We start from the raw sequence: 14,876 nt of genomic DNA on the forward strand, positions 1-14,876 counted from the left end.
CTCTTTTTTGTTGCGCTTTACTTGGAGTTCACGTTGCGCGACCAGTATCCGCGCCATGGGTACCGTTGGAATGCTCAGGGCCGCGGGTGTCGGCGTCGGTGACGAGGTGGTCGTGCCGGCGTTCGGGAATCCGGAGGTCGCCCAGGCGGTGAGCCTGGCAGGGGCTGTGCCGGTGTTCGCCGACATAGACCCGATGACGTACTGCCTGGATGCCTCGGCCGTCGAGGCCGCGGTGACGTCGAGGACGGTGGCCGCGGTCGTCGTCCACCGCTTCGGTCGGTCGGCCGATATCGCGGCACTGCGCCAAGTCGGGCAACGGCACGGGCTGTTGGTGCTGGAGCAGGGCGAGTCGGAGACGCCGTACAGCGAGCTGGGGGAGCGTAGGCGGCGGGCCGCGTATCTCAGCGCGAAGCTCAAGGGCGTACGGACTCCCGAAGGGTGTGACGGGCACACCTTTCAGCAGTACGTCGTGCGGGTGCCCGGGAACGGGCGGCCGGACCGGGACGCGTTCGCCCGGGCCGTGCGGGCCAGGGGTGTTGAGTGCAGTGTGCCGGTGAAGACGCCCGTGCACAGGATGCCCGGATTCCGGCGGGACGTGTGTCTGCCGGAGACCGAGCGGGCCGCTGACGAGACGCTGGCGCTGGCCATCGGCGGCGAGATGTCGCGGCGCGAGCTGCAGCGGCTGGTGTCGGCGTGCAATGCGCTCGGCGGGCTGTTGCAGCCTGCGTTCTAGTTCTCCGCGTTCCCGCTCTTCTGATGATGATCTGGTGGGGCGCCGGATGGTTCGAAGCAGCCGCCGGATCGGGGTATGATCTATCTCGTTGCCGCGAGGGAAACCTCGAACAGGTGACAGGCCCCTATAGCTCAGTCGGTAGAGCGTCTCCATGGTAAGGAGAAGGTCAACGGTTCGATTCCGTTTGGGGGCTCCGACAAGAAGGCCCCGCCCACTTGGGCGGGGCCTTTCTCATGCCCGCACATCCCCGTTCAGTCCTGCTGGAGACCCGGGACGCGCATCGCCAGGATGGCCATGTCGTCGGAGGGGGCGTCGGAGGCGAAGCGTTCGACCGCGCGCATGACACGGGCCGCGACCGCGCCGGCCGTGAGGCCCGTGCAGGTGGTGAGGACCTCGGTGAGGCCGTCGTCACCCAACATGCGGGTGCCTTCACGGCGTTCGGTGACCCCGTCCGTGACGCAGAGGAGGACGTCCCCCGGGTCGAGGGTGACCGTCTGCTCGTACAGCTCCAGGTCCTCCATGACGCCGAGGAGTGCCTGGGGCTCGGCGGCGGGTTCGACCGTGCCGTCCTGGCGCAGGCGCAGGGGGAGCGGGTGGCCGGCGCAGACGACCTTCAGGACCGCGCTGCCGTCCTCCTGGGGCCACAACTCGCCGTACAGGAGCGTCAGGAAGCGGCTGCGGGCGCCCTCGTCGATGATCGCGGAGTTGAGGCGCTCCAGGACCGCCGGGCCGGCGTACCCCTCGCGGGCCAGCAGGCGCAGGGCGTGGCGGGCCAGGCCGGTGACCGCGGCGGCCTCCGGGCCGGTGCCGCAGACGTCGCCGATGGCGAAGCCGTACGCGCCGTCGCGGATGGGGAAGAGGTCGTAGAAGTCGCCGCCGACCTCGTTGCCCTCGCCCGCCGCGCGGTAGATGACCTCGACCTCCACACCGTCGATCTGCGGGAGTTCGGGAGGGAGGAGGCTGCGCTGGAGGGACTGGCTGATGGCCACGCGCTCCGAGTAAAGGCGGGCGTTGTCCAGGGCGAGCGCGGCCCGGCGGGAGAGATCCTCGGCCAGTTCCAGGATCTCCTGGCGGAAGTGCTCGTCCGTGGGCTTGCCGAGGGTCAGCATGCCGATGACGCGGTTGCGGGCCACGAGGGGGAGGACGACGGTCTCGCCGCCGACCGCCGAGGCCGTCGCCAGAGTGGTGCCGATACCGGAGCTGACCGTGGCGGGTTCGCCCAGGCCCAGGCTGCGCATGGAGGTGCGCAGGGCCGCCTGGTGGGCCGCCTCCGCGGGAGCCGTCCAGACGCGGGCGCCGGGAGTGGGGATGGGCTCCGGCGGGCGGATCTTGACGAGGAGGGCCTTGAGGCCGTCGATGAGGTCCTCGTCCTCGTGCAGGACGTAGGAGAGGTACGGGTCCGAGGCCTGGTCGGCGATCGTGTAGACCGCGCACCAGGTGGCGAGGGTCGGGATCGTCATCTGGGCCATGAGGGCCAGGGTCTGATCGCGGTCCAGGGTGCCCGCGAGGAGGTCGGAGGCCTCGACCAGGAAGCTCAGTGAACCGCGGCGCAGCCGCTCCAGCTCGCCGAGGCGGGCCGACTCGACGGCCAGGGCGATGCGGTCGGCGGCGAACTGCAGGCGCAGGGCCTCCTCGTTGGAGTACCGGCCGTGGGCCTCGGCGGCGACGCCCAGGGAGCCCGTGAGGCGGCCCTCGACCTTGAGGGGGACCGTGACGACCGAGCGCATGCCCGTGCCGTTGAGGAGGGGGACGGCGCCGGGGACGGCCGTGAGGTCGTCGTGGACGGCAGGCATACGGGCCGAGCCGTAGCGGCCGGGGCCGGCCTCGACCGGGACGCGGGCGAAGCGCTGGCGGGCCGAGGGAAGGCCCGTGGAGGCCCGTACCTCCAGCTCGGTCTCGTCGTCGGTGGCCAGGAGCAGGAAGGCGGAGTCGCCGTCGAGCATGTCGCGAGCGCGTTCGACCGTGCGCTGGAGGAGGCCGTCGAGGTCGTCCGGGGCCGGTGAGCCGATGAAGACCTCGAAGGGGTCCGTGGCCTGGCCGTCGCCCGACCCGGGGCCGTCGCCGGACGGCATGCGCAGCGGGGTCTGGAGGACGGCGCGCTCGTGGTCCCGCACGAGGAGGCAGACCGTGGAGGGGTCGCCGTCGGTGTCGCGGACCCGGAGGTGGGAGGCGTAGACCGGGATCACCCGGCCGTTGGCGCCCCGGATGCCGTAACTGCCCTCCCAGCGGGAGAGTTGGAGGGCCTCGGCGACTCCGGTGCTGGTGCCCGGGGTGTGCGGCCAGGCCGCGAGGTCGGTGAGGGGTTTGCCGATGACGTGGTCGGGGGCGTAGCCGAAGAGTTCCTCGGCGTCCTCGTTCCAGGCGCCGATCGCGCCCGCGCGGTCGATCTGGACGACGGCGACACGGACCCGGCCGTCGGCGAGCGGGAGCAGGTCGGCTGGGAGGGCCGGGCCGGCCGAGCGGGTGCCCACCGGTCGGTCGGGGAGGTCGAGTTGGAACCAGACCTGCTTGTGCGTGGGGGTGTACTCGACGCCCCAGCGGGTGGCCATCGCCGCACACAGCTGGAGGCCGCGGCCGCCCTCGCGGTCCGGGCTGCCCATGTTGATGTGACTGCCCTGGAGGGGGATCTCGCGTTCGGGGTATCTGTCGGCGACCTCGATGCGTACGCCGTCGTCGGCCCGTAGGCACAGGACGTCGGCGGAGGTGCCCGCGTGGACGACCGCGTTGGTGACGAGTTCGCTGGTGAGGACCACCGCGTCGTCCACGATGTCGGCGAAGCCCCAGCCCTGGAGGGTGTCGCGGACGAACGAGCGGGCGGTCGCGACGGATCGTGAGACGGCAGCGAAGCTGGCGGCCGCGCGCGCGGTGATCACAGAACTCCTTGTCCGGTTCTCGACGTGCGGGGGTGCGTGGACGGCCTCCTGCCGTGGCAGAGGCTGGTTCTCCGTCGGCCTGGGGTCCTGGGGGGTCTCCCCGGGATGCAGTCCGGTGGTCATGGTGAGGCCGCCCCTCCGATGCCTGCCCGCTCGTGCTCGTTCGCCACCGTCCAGGCCGGGTCGGGACCGGCATGGCTGGACAGCCGCATGCAAGGTTACTTACCTTCGCCGTCCATGCGGATGCCGGTCGTCTGTGTTTCCGTCCGGAGGTGTGCGGACCGTGTGCGAAGCTGCCGAACTGTTATGGCCTGGTTCAGCCATGGTGAAACACTGGGCAGGCTTCCGGGAGAAGGTCGGGCGAATCCGAGTACCTTCCCAGTGCGTCGGGGAGTGGCACCCGGCCCGCTGAGCAAAGTATCCGAGTACGAAGTAGTACGAGTGGTATGAGCAGTGTGAGCAGCGCGAAGCGTTCGGGCACTTCGAACGCCTCGCACACGGCGAGTACGTCTAGCAGGAACGGTCGACCCTTGCGGGAGGGACACAGTGGAGTCTGGCGCAGCGACGCGAGGCACTAAGGCGCGCGCGAAAGGCGGACAGTCCCTGAGTGAGCAGCGCAAATCGCGCAAACCGCGCAATGGGACCACCACCGTGGACACGGCTGCCCTGAACCGGCTGCTCACGGCGTTGGAGTCGATGCGGGACGGCAACTTCCGCAAGCGGCTGACCGTCTCGGGCGACGGTGTGATGGCCGAGATCGCCGCCGTGTACAACGAGGTGGCGGACCGGAATCTGCATCTGACCGGCGAGTTGTCGCGGGTGCGGCGTGTGGTGGGGCGTGAGGGCAAGCTCACCGAGCGGCTGGAGACGGGGGCCACCGAGGGGTCCTGGGCGGCCGCGATCGACGCGTCGAACGCGCTGGTCGACGATCTCGTACGGCCCGTGTCCGAGGTCAGCCGGGTGCTGTCGGCCGTCGCGGACGGTGATCTGTCGCCGCGGATGGAGCTGCGGACGCAGGCGCCGGACGGGTCCGGGCATCCGCTGCGCGGGGAGTTCCTGAAGGTCGGGCGCACGGTCAACAACCTGGTCGACCAGCTGTCCACGTTCACCGACGAGGTCACCCGGGTGGCCAGTGAGGTCGGCACCGAGGGCAAGCTGGGCGGGCAGGCCAAGGTGCGGGGCATGTCCGGTTCGTGGAAGGACCTGACCGAGTCCGTCAACACGATGGCGTACCGGCTCACCGCACAGGTGAGGGACATCGCGCTGGTGACGACCGCGGTGGCCAAGGGTGACCTGTCCCGCAAGGTCACGGTCGACGTGGCCGGCGAGATGCTGGAGCTGAAGGTCACCGTCAACACGATGGTGGACCAGTTGTCCGCGTTCTCCTCCGAGGTGACCCGCGTCGCCCGTGAGGTGGGCACGGAGGGGCAGCTCGGCGGTCAGGCCGAGGTGCCGGGTGTGGCCGGTGTGTGGAAGGAGCTCACCGATTCGGTGAACCTGATGGCCGGCAATCTCACCGCGCAGGTGCGGGGGATCGCCCAGGTCACCACCGCGGTCGCCAACGGTGACCTGTCGCAGAAGGTGACCGTGCCCGCACGGGGCGAGGTCGCCAAGCTCGCCGAGACGATCAACCAGATGACCGAGACGCTGCGGATCTTCGCGGACGAGGTCACGCGGGTGGCGAACGAGGTCGGGGCCGAGGGGCGGCTGGGCGGTCAGGCTCAGGTGCCGGGCGCGGCGGGGACGTGGAAGGACCTCACCGATTCGGTGAACACGGTGTTCCGGAACCTGACGATCCAGGTACGGGACATCGCGGCGGTGACGACGGCCGTGGCCAACGGTGATCTGTCGCAGAAGGTCACCGTGGACGTGGCCGGCGAGATGCTCGAACTGAAGAACACCGTCAACGGCATGGTCGACCAGCTCTCGTACTTCGGTGACGAGGTCACGCGGGTGGCGAACGAGGTCGGGGCCGAGGGGCGGCTGGGCGGTCAGGCGCAGGTGCCGGGCGCGGCGGGGACGTGGAAGGACCTGACGGACTCCGTCAACACCGCGTTCCGGAATCTCACCGGACAGGTGAGGAACATCGCGGCGGTGACGACGGCGGTGGCCAACGGTGATCTCTCGCAGAAGGTCACCGTCGATGTCGCGGGCGAGATGCTCGAACTGAAGAACACCGTGAACACGATGGTGGACCAGCTGTCGTCCTTCGCCGACCAGGTGACCCGGATGGCGCGGGACGTGGGTACGGAGGGCCGGCTCGGGGGTCAGGCCCGGGTGGACGGTGTGTCCGGTACCTGGAAGGAACTCACCGACTCGGTCAACTCGATGGCCGGCAACCTCACCTCCCAGGTGCGCAACATCGCCCAGGTGACGACGGCCGTGGCGCGGGGTGACCTGTCGCAGAAGATCGACGTCGACGCGCGCGGGGAGATCCTGGAGCTGAAGAACACCATCAACACGATGGTGGACCAGCTGTCGTCCTTCGCCGACCAGGTGACCCGGGTGGCCCGGGACGTGGGTACGGAGGGCCGGCTCGGCGGTCAGGCGCAGGTGCCCGGTGTCGCCGGTGTGTGGCGCGACCTCACCGAGTCCGTGAACGGCATGGCCGGGAACCTGACCGGCCAGGTGCGCAACATCGCGCAGGTCGCCACGGCCGTGGCGCGGGGTGACCTGTCCCAGAAGATCACCGTGGACGCGCGCGGGGAGATCCTGGAGCTGAAGAACACGCTGAACACGATGGTGGACCAGCTGTCGTCGTTCGCGGAGGAGGTCACCCGCGTCGCCCGCGAGGTGGGTACGGAGGGCCAGCTCGGCGGTCAGGCCGAGGTGCAGGGTGTCTCCGGCACCTGGAAGGACCTCACGCAGTCGGTGAACTTCATGGCGAACAACCTGACCATCCAGGTGCGCCAGATCGCCGAGGTCACGACCGCCGTCGCCAAGGGCGACCTGTCGAAGAAGATCACCGTCGACGCCAAGGGCGAGATCCTCGAACTCGTCACCACCGTCAACACGATGGTCGACCAGCTGTCGTCCTTCGCCGAGCAGGTGACCCGGGTGGCCCGTGAGGTGGGCACCGAGGGCATCCTCGGCGGCCAGGCGCACGTGCCGGGCGTCACGGGCATCTGGAAGGACCTCAGCGGCAATGTGAACCTGATGGCCAAGAACCTGACCATGCAGGTGCGGAACATCTCCCAGGTCGCGGCGGCCGTGGCCAACGGCGACCTGACCCGTACGGTGACGATCGAGGCGGCCGGTGAGGTCGCGCAGCTCGCCGACACCTTCAACAGCATGGTGAAGACGCTGAGTTCGTTCGCCGACCAGGTCACCAAGGTGGCCCGTGAGGTGGGCACGGACGGCATCCTGGGCGGCCAGGCGCACGTACCGGGTGTGGCGGGTACGTGGAAGGACCTCACCGAGTCGGTGAACTCGATGGCGTCCAACCTCACCGGGCAGGTCCGCAACATCGCGATGGTCACGACCGCCATCGCCAAGGGCGATCTGACCAAGAAGATCGACATCGACGCGCGCGGCGAGATCCTGGAGCTGAAGACCACCATCAACACGATGGTCGACCAGCTCTCCTCCTTCGCCGAGGAGGTCACCCGGGTGGCCCGTGAGGTGGGCACCGAGGGGCAGCTGGGCGGCCTCGCGCGCGTGCGGGACGTCGACGGGACCTGGCGGGACCTCACCGAGTCGGTGAACGAGATGGCCGGGAACCTGACCCGGCAGGTGCGCGCCATCGCGCGCGTGGCCACCGCGGTGACCCGGGGCGACCTGAACCTCAAGATCGACGTCGACGCGTCCGGCGAGATCAAGGAGCTGCAGGACTACATCAACAAGATGATCGCCAACCTGCGCGACACCACGATCGCCAACCAGGAGCAGGACTGGCTCAAGGGCAACCTCGCCCGGATCTCCGCCCTGATGCAGGGCCGCCGGGACCTGGACGACGTGGCCTCGCTGATCATGAGCGAGCTGACGCCGGTGGTGTCCGCGCAGCACGGCGCGTTCTTCCTGGCGCTGCCGTTCCTCGACGGCAAGGACCTGGCCCCGGACAACGACGACCAGTACGAGCTGCGCATGCTCGGCTCGTACGGCTACTCGATGGGGTCCATGCCGACCTCGTTCCGGCCCGGTGAGGCGCTGGTGGGGACGGCGGCGAAGGAGAAGCGCACGATCCTGGTGGAGAACGCGCCGAGCGGCTATCTGAAGATCTCCTCCGGGCTCGGCGAGGCGCCCCCGGCGCAGGTCATCGTGCTTCCGGTGCTCTTCGAGGGGACCGTGCTCGGGGTGATCGAGCTGGCGTCGTTCACGCCGTTCACCCAGATCCAGAAGGACTTCCTGAACCAGATCGCGGAGATGATCGCGACGAGCGTCAACACCATCTCCGTGAACACCAAGACCGAGGTGCTGCTGAAGCAGTCGCAGGAGCTGACCGAGCAACTGCGCGAGCGGTCCGACGAGTTGGAGAACCGGCAGAAGGCCCTCCAGGCGTCCAACGCCGAACTGGAGGAGAAGGCCGAGCTGCTGGCCCGGCAGAACCGCGACATCGAGGTCAAGAACACCGAGATCGAGGAGGCGCGGCAGGTCCTGGAGGAGCGCGCCGAGCAGCTGGCGGTCTCGATGCGCTACAAGAGCGAGTTCCTGGCGAACATGTCGCACGAGCTGCGCACGCCGCTCAACTCGCTGCTGATCCTGGCCAAGCTGCTCGCGGACAACGCCGAGTCGAATCTGACGCCCAAGCAGGTCGAGTTCGCCGAGACGATCCACGGGGCGGGCTCGGACCTGCTCCAGCTGATCAACGACATCCTGGACCTCTCGAAGGTCGAGGCGGGCAAGATGGACGTCTCGCCGACCCGGATCGCCCTGGTCCAGCTCGTCGACTACGTGGAGGCCACCTTCCGGCCGCTGACCGCGGAGAAGGGCCTCGACTTCTCCGTACGGGTCTCGCCGGAGCTGCCCGCCACGCTGCACACGGACGAGCAGCGGCTGTTGCAGGTGCTGCGGAACCTGCTGTCCAACGCGGTGAAGTTCACCGACTCGGGGGCCGTGGAGCTGGTGATCCGGCCGGCGGGCGCGGATGTGCCGGTGGCCATCAGGGAGCAGTTGCTGGAGGCGGGTTCGCTGCGGGACGCGGACGCCGACATGATCGCGTTCTCGGTGACGGACACGGGCATCGGTATCGCGGCCAGCAAGATGCGGGTCATCTTCGAGGCGTTCAAGCAGGCGGACGGCACCACGAGCCGCAAGTACGGCGGTACGGGCCTGGGGCTGTCCATCTCGCGGGAGATCGCCCGGCTGCTGGGCGGCGAGATCCACGCGCAGAGCGAGCCCGGACGCGGCTCCACCTTCACCCTCTATTTGCCGCTGCACCCGAGTGAACTGCCCCCGCAGGGCTACGCGCACAACGCGCCGGCCGCGCTGGAGGCGGGGGAGCTGCTGGCCTCCGAGAACGAGCTGGCGGAGCGCACCGAGGCGCCGGCGGAGGTGAAGTCGTACCGTGAGGCCCAGAACGGCGCCGCCGCGCTCTTCAGGCGGCGCCGCAGGTCCCTGCCGACCGGCTCCCCGTCCACCGTGCACCGGCAGGGCAACGGGCAGGCGCAGGAGCACTGGGCGCAGCAGGCCGCGCACGAGGCGGCTGCACAGCCGCGCCGGACGGTCCGCTTCGACGGGGAGAAGGTGCTGATCGTCGACGACGACATCCGCAACGTCTTCGCGCTCACCAGCGTCCTGGAGCAGCACGGGCTGTCCGTGCTCTACGCGGAGAACGGCCGTGAGGGCATCGAGGTCCTGGAGCAGCACGACGATGTGACGGTCGTTCTGATGGACATCATGATGCCGGAGATGGACGGGTACGCGACGACCACGGCGATCCGTCGGATGCCTCAGTTCGCCGGGCTGCCGATCATCGCGCTGACGGCCAAGGCGATGAAGGGCGACCGGGAGAAGGCGATCGACTCGGGCGCCTCCGATTATGTGACGAAGCCGGTCGATCCCGATCATCTGTTGTCGGTCATGGAGCAATGGATGAGGAGTGAGTGACAGGGAGTGCCGCCGGTGGTCACAACCCGTTGAGGGGCGCGCGGAGTTGCTGACTGAGTGTGGCCGAGGTCGTGTAGAAACGCGGGATTCGGGGAACCTTCTGGTCCCCGCTCGCGTTTCTGCTACGAGCACAGTGACATCACGGTGACAGGGTGTGGCGACGGGCGGGGTGCGGCTACGATGACCGGCACAAGGACGGGTGGCGCGAGGGAGTCGTCCCCTGGGGTGACGCCGACCGGTGTCACGTCGAGTCCTGCGGACAGGGGAGGCCCCACGCCGGGGCGAGGAGGGCGGGCCATGGTGCAGAAGGCCAAGATCCTCCTGGTCGATGACCGGCCGGAGAATCTGTTGGCGCTGGAGGCCATCCTCTCCGCGCTCGATCAGACACTGGTGCGGGCATCGTCCGGGGAGGAAGCGCTCAAGGCGCTGTTGACGGACGACTTCGCGGTCATTCTGCTGGACGTCCAGATGCCGGGAATGGACGGTTTCGAAACGGCCGCGCACATCAAGCGGCGCGAACGGACCCGGGACATCCCGATCATTTTTCTCACCGCCATCAACCACGGACCGCATCACACGTTCCGTGGGTACGCGGCGGGTGCGGTCGACTACATCTCGAAGCCGTTCGACCCCTGGGTGCTGCGCGCCAAGGTCTCGGTCTTCGTCGAGCTGTATATGAAGAACTGCCAGCTCAGGGAGCAGGCGGCGCTGCTGCGGCTCCAGTTGGAGGGCGGTGGAAAGGGTGCGGCGGGCGGTTCCAAGGAGCCCTCCGGCGGCATCCTCGCCGAGCTGTCCGCGCGCCTCGCGGCCGTCGAGGAGCAGGCGGAGGCGCTGTCCAAACAGCTCGACGACGACTCCGCCGACGCCGCCGCGGTGGCCACGGCGGCGCATCTCGAACGCAAACTGACGGGCCTGCGCAGGGCGCTGGACGCCCTGGAGCCGGGCACGGGCGGGCCTCCGTCGCTGCCGTCGCAGAACTGAGGCGGAACCGAGCACGTCCCGGAGCGCGGGCGGGGCCATGGAAGTGGCCCGGACCCGCGCTCAGTTGCGTCCGGGGTGGCGCGGTCCGCATCATGCCGTCCGAGTCGTGCTCTCCGGATCGTGCCGTCCGGATCGTGCGGCCCGGAGCGTGTGCTGAGTGGCTGTCAGGCCGTGTCAGCTTCGGGGCAACGGCCACGCGACACGAACGGGTGAAGCAGTAGGCACACGTGTCGGCTGTGGCCTCCACCGGTAACCTCACACCCATGGCCTCACGTCAGTCCGCAGCGAAGAAGCCGCCCGCGAAGAAGGCGGCCGCTCCGACGAAGGCTCCGGCGAAGAAGGCCCCCGCGAAGAAAGCCGCCGCCAAGAAGGCACCCGCCAAAAAGGCGGCGGCGAAGAAGACGGCCCCTCCGAAGCCGGCGCCCAATCCCACTTCAGGCGTGTACAGACTCGTACGCGCCGTCTGGCTCGGTGCCGCGCACGCCGTCGGCGCCGTCTTCCGCGGCATAGGGCAGGGCGCGAAAGGGCTCGACCCGGCGCATCGCAAGGACGGGGTCGCGCTCCTGCTGCTCGCGCTCGCCCTGATCGTCGCCGCCGGTACCTGGTCCAATCTGCGCGGCCCGGTCGGCGACCTCGTCGAGATGCTGGTGACCGGTGCCTTCGGGCGGCTCGACCTGCTCGTGCCGATACTGCTGGCGGTCATCGCCGTCCGCTTCATCCGGCACCCCGAGAAGCCCGACGCCAACGGCCGCATCGTCATCGGTCTGTCCGCGCTCGTCATCGGCGTCCTCGGTCAGGTCCACCTCGCGTGCGGGTCGCCCGCCCGCAGCGCAGGCATGCAGGCGATAAGGGACGCCGGGGGGCTCATCGGCTGGGGCACGGCCACCCCGCTGACGTACACCATGGGCGAGGCGCTCGCCGTGGCGATGCTCGTCCTGCTCACCGTCTTCGGCCTGCTCGTCGTCACCGCGACACCGGTCAACGCCATCCCGCAGCGGCTGCGGCTGCTCGGGCAGAAGCTGGGCATCATCGCCGACGACGAGGACGACGAGGAGTACGCCGAGGACGACGCCCGCTACGACGAGCAGTGGCGCGACGCGCTCCCCGCGCGCTCCCGCAGGCGGGGTTCGGCCCCCGAGCCGTACGACCCGGACAGCGCGGAGCAGGAGGCCCTCACCAGGCGGCGTCCGAGGCGCTCCGCCGTCCGGCAGCCCGACCCGAACCGGCCGATGGACGCCGTGGACGTGGCCGCGGCGGCCGCCGCCGCGCTCGACGGGGCCGTGCTGCACGGCATGCCGCCTTCCCCGGTGGTCGCCGATCTCACCCAGGGCGTGAGCGTGGGGGACCGGGAGGAGACGACGCCCGTCCCGGCCGCGCGCAGCAGGCCGGCCAAGGAGGAGGAGCCCCCGGCCGCCAAGCCGCCCAAGGGCGCCCGGCAGGACGCCCTGGTGCCGGACCTGACCAAGCAGGCCCCGGAGGCGCACCGCGAGCTGCCGCCGCGCGCGGAGCAGCTCCAGCTCTCCGGCGACATCACCTACTCCCTGCCCTCGCTCGACCTGCTGGAGCGGGGCGGCCCGGGCAAGACGCGCAGCGCGGCCAACGACGCCATAGTGGCCTCCCTGTCGAACGTGTTCTCGGAGTTTAAGGTCGACGCGTCTGTCACCGGCTTCACCCGGGGGCCGACGGTCACCCGCTACGAGGTCGAGCTGGGCCCGGCGGTCAAGGTCGAGCGGATCACCGCGCTCACCAAGAACATCGCCTACGCCGTCGCCAGCCCGGACGTACGGATCATCAGCCCGATCCCCGGCAAGTCCGCCGTCGGCATCGAGATCCCCAACACCGACCGCGAGATGGTCAACCTCGGCGATGTGCTGCGCCTCGCGGACGCGGCCGAGGACGACCATCCGATGCTGGTCGCGCTCGGCAAGGACGTCGAGGGCGGCTATGTGATGGCCAACCTGGCGAAGATGCCGCATGTGCTCGTCGCGGGTGCGACCGGTTCGGGCAAATCGTCCTGCATCAACTGCCTGATCACCTCGGTCATGGTGCGGGCGACCCCCGAGGACGTCCGCATGGTCCTCGTCGACCCCAAGCGCGTCGAGCTGACCGCGTACGAGGGCATCCCGCACCTCATCACGCCGATCATCACCAACCCGAAGCGGGCCGCCGAGGCGCTCCAGTGGGTCGTGCGCGAGATGGACCTGCGCTACGACGACCTGGCCGCGTTCGGCTACCGGCACATCGACGACTTCAACGAGGCCATCAGGAACGGCAAGGTCAAGCTGCCCGAGGGCAGCGAACGCGAGCTGTCGCCGTACCCGTATCTGCTGGTGATCGTGGACGAGCTGGCCGACCTGATGATGGTCGCGCCGAGGGACGTCGAGGACGCGATCGTGCGGATCACGCAGCTCGCGCGCGCGGCCGGCATCCATCTGGTGCTCGCCACGCAGCGGCCGTCCGTGGACGTCGTCACCGGTCTGATCAAGGCGAACGTGCCCTCCCGGCTCGCCTTCGCCACCTCCTCGCTCGCCGACTCCCGCGTCATCCTCGACCAGCCCGGCGCCGAGAAGCTGATCGGCAAGGGCGACGGGCTGTTCCTGCCGATGGGGGCGAACAAACCGACCCGGATGCAGGGCGCGTTCGTGACCGAGGGCGAGGTCGCGGCGATCGTCCAGCACTGCAAGGACCAGATGGCGCCCGTCTTCCGGGACGACGTCACCGTGGGCACCAAGCAGAAGAAGGAGATCGACGAGGAGATCGGCGACGACCTCGACCTGCTGTGCCAGGCGGCCGAGCTGGTCGTCTCCACCCAGTTCGGCTCGACCTCCATGCTCCAGCGCAAGCTGCGCGTCGGCTTCGCCAAGGCCGGCCGGCTGATGGACCTCATGGAGTCCCGGGGCATCGTGGGGCCGAGCGAGGGCTCCAAGGCTCGTGACGTTCTTGTGAAACCCGATGAACTGGACGGCGTGCTGGCCGTGATCCGGGGGGAGACTGAGGCGTAAGGGCCGCAGCGGTATCGCGGAGGGGCGCGAGCGGGGCGCACGGCGGGGAAAACCGGTTGTCCGACGGGCGGAACACGGATGCAATTACGGCATCCGGGTATTCGAACGTGACTCACCCGTAAGGAAATGGTGAGCAACCGTTTCCCTTCGTCGTACGTCAAGTTGGACGAGGGGACAGCCCCGTGCCCCACCCTCACCACCAGCAGGATGTCCGGCCATTCTGATGGCGTACAAAGTCCCACCGCCCGGTTGCCCCACCCTTTCGTACCCCCCCTAGACTGAACTTCCAGCACAGGTGGCTACACGCTCGAAAGGCGCCCCCGTGTCCATCGGCAACTCCCCTGACGGCAACTTCCCCGAAGACGAGCGTCCGTTCGAAGACGACCGTGATGAACGCTCGGCGGAACGCCCCTCGATCGGCCGTGCCCTCCAGCAGGCCCGCATCGCGGCCGGGCTGACCGTCGACGACGTCAGCAACGCCACCCGGGTCCGCATCGCCATCGTGCACGCGATCGAGCAGGACGACTTCGAACCCTGCGGTGGCGACGTCTACGCGCGCGGTCACCTCCGCACCCTCGCGCGCGCGGTGCGCATCGACCCCGCCCCGCTGCTCGAACAGTTCGCCGAGACGCACGGCGGACGGCCCGCGCCGACCCCGGCGGCCCCGCTGTTCGAGGCGGAACGCATCCGGCCCGAGCGGCGCGGCCCCAACTGGACCGCCGCCATGGTCGCCGCGATCGTCGCGGTGATCGGCTTCGTCGGCTTCACGGCGTTCGACAACGGCGACGACGGCGACACCACCCAGGTCGCCGAGGGCTCCACGCCGACCACCAGCAAGTCCGCCTCGCCCACGCCCAAGGCCGACAAGCCCGACGCCGACCCGAAGCCCGACCCGACCGACAGCGCCATCGCCGCCGCGCCCCGCGACAAGGTGACCGTGCAGGTCAGCGCCTCCGACGGCCGGAGCTGGATCTCCGCCAAGGACCACAACGGCCGGCTCCTGTGGGACGGCCTGCTCAAGCAGGGCGAGTCCAAGACCTTCCAGGACGGCTCCAAGATCGACCTCGTCCTCGGCGACGCCGGGGCCGTCCAGCTCTACGTCAACGGCAAGAAGATCAAGGACGACTTCCAGCCCGGCCAGGTCGAACGCCTGACGTACACGAAGGGCGACCCGGAGGTCGGCTGAGTGTTCCGTACCTCCGGTCGACGGATGTACGGACGATTCAAAGGGAGACGCGGAAA

At 69.4% G+C, this 14,876-nt stretch carries 6 protein-coding genes and 1 tRNA gene; 6 read left to right on the forward strand and 1 reads right to left on the reverse strand.

Annotation, left to right across the window (positions count from 1 at the left end; translation table 11 throughout):
* The first annotated feature begins 70 nt into the window (after window positions 1-70).
* Complete coding sequence (locus J8M51_RS21470) at window positions 71-733, forward strand: DegT/DnrJ/EryC1/StrS family aminotransferase (RefSeq protein ID WP_086752168.1); 663 nt, start codon at window positions 71-73, stop codon at window positions 731-733.
* A gap of 120 nt (window positions 734-853) precedes the next feature.
* A tRNA-Thr gene (locus J8M51_RS21475) sits at window positions 854-926 on the forward strand.
* A gap of 58 nt (window positions 927-984) precedes the next feature.
* On the opposite strand, the gene J8M51_RS21480 is transcribed toward J8M51_RS21475, so the two are convergent.
* Window positions 985-3,729, reverse strand: a complete 2,745-nt coding sequence (locus J8M51_RS21480; RefSeq protein ID WP_086752165.1) for a SpoIIE family protein phosphatase — start codon at window positions 3,727-3,729, stop codon at window positions 985-987.
* 528 nt (window positions 3,730-4,257) lie between these two features.
* Between J8M51_RS21480 and J8M51_RS21485 the strand changes: the two genes are divergently transcribed.
* The 4 genes from J8M51_RS21485 (at window position 4,258) to J8M51_RS21500 (ending at window position 14,820) form a co-directional block, all read left to right on the forward strand.
* The gene (locus J8M51_RS21485) at window positions 4,258-9,651 is read left to right on the forward strand and encodes a HAMP domain-containing protein (RefSeq protein WP_398856602.1); all 5,394 of its coding nucleotides are present in this window, start codon (window positions 4,258-4,260) and stop codon (window positions 9,649-9,651) included.
* Window positions 9,652-9,948: 297 nt separating this feature from the next.
* Entirely contained in the window at window positions 9,949-10,632 is a 684-nt protein-coding gene (locus J8M51_RS21490) for a response regulator (RefSeq protein ID WP_037723958.1), read from the forward strand.
* 263 nt (window positions 10,633-10,895) lie between these two features.
* Entirely contained in the window at window positions 10,896-13,634 is a 2,739-nt protein-coding gene (locus J8M51_RS21495) for an FtsK/SpoIIIE family DNA translocase (protein WP_398856605.1), read from the forward strand.
* Window positions 13,635-13,956: 322 nt separating this feature from the next.
* Entirely contained in the window at window positions 13,957-14,820 is an 864-nt protein-coding gene (locus J8M51_RS21500; protein ID WP_267299391.1) for a helix-turn-helix domain-containing protein, read from the forward strand.
* Window positions 14,821-14,876 lie beyond the last annotated feature (56 nt).

Origin of the sequence: Streptomyces griseiscabiei (genome assembly GCF_020010925.1) — a bacterium.
GTDB lineage: Bacteria > Actinomycetota > Actinomycetes > Streptomycetales > Streptomycetaceae > Streptomyces > Streptomyces griseiscabiei.

Excerpts from the sequence above, each read along its gene's own strand:
- J8M51_RS21490 (WP_037723958.1), top strand. The coding sequence starts at position 9,949 with ATGGTGCAGAAGGCCAAGATCCTCCTGGTCGATGACCGGCCGGAGAAT.
- J8M51_RS21470 (WP_086752168.1), top strand. The coding sequence starts at position 71 with ATGCTCAGGGCCGCGGGTGTCGGCGTCGGTGACGAGGTGGTCGTGCCG.
- J8M51_RS21495 (WP_398856605.1), top strand. The coding sequence starts at position 10,896 with ATGGCCTCACGTCAGTCCGCAGCGAAGAAGCCGCCCGCGAAGAAGGCG.
- J8M51_RS21480 (WP_086752165.1), bottom strand. The coding sequence starts at position 3,729 with ATGACCACCGGACTGCATCCCGGGGAGACCCCCCAGGACCCCAGGCCG.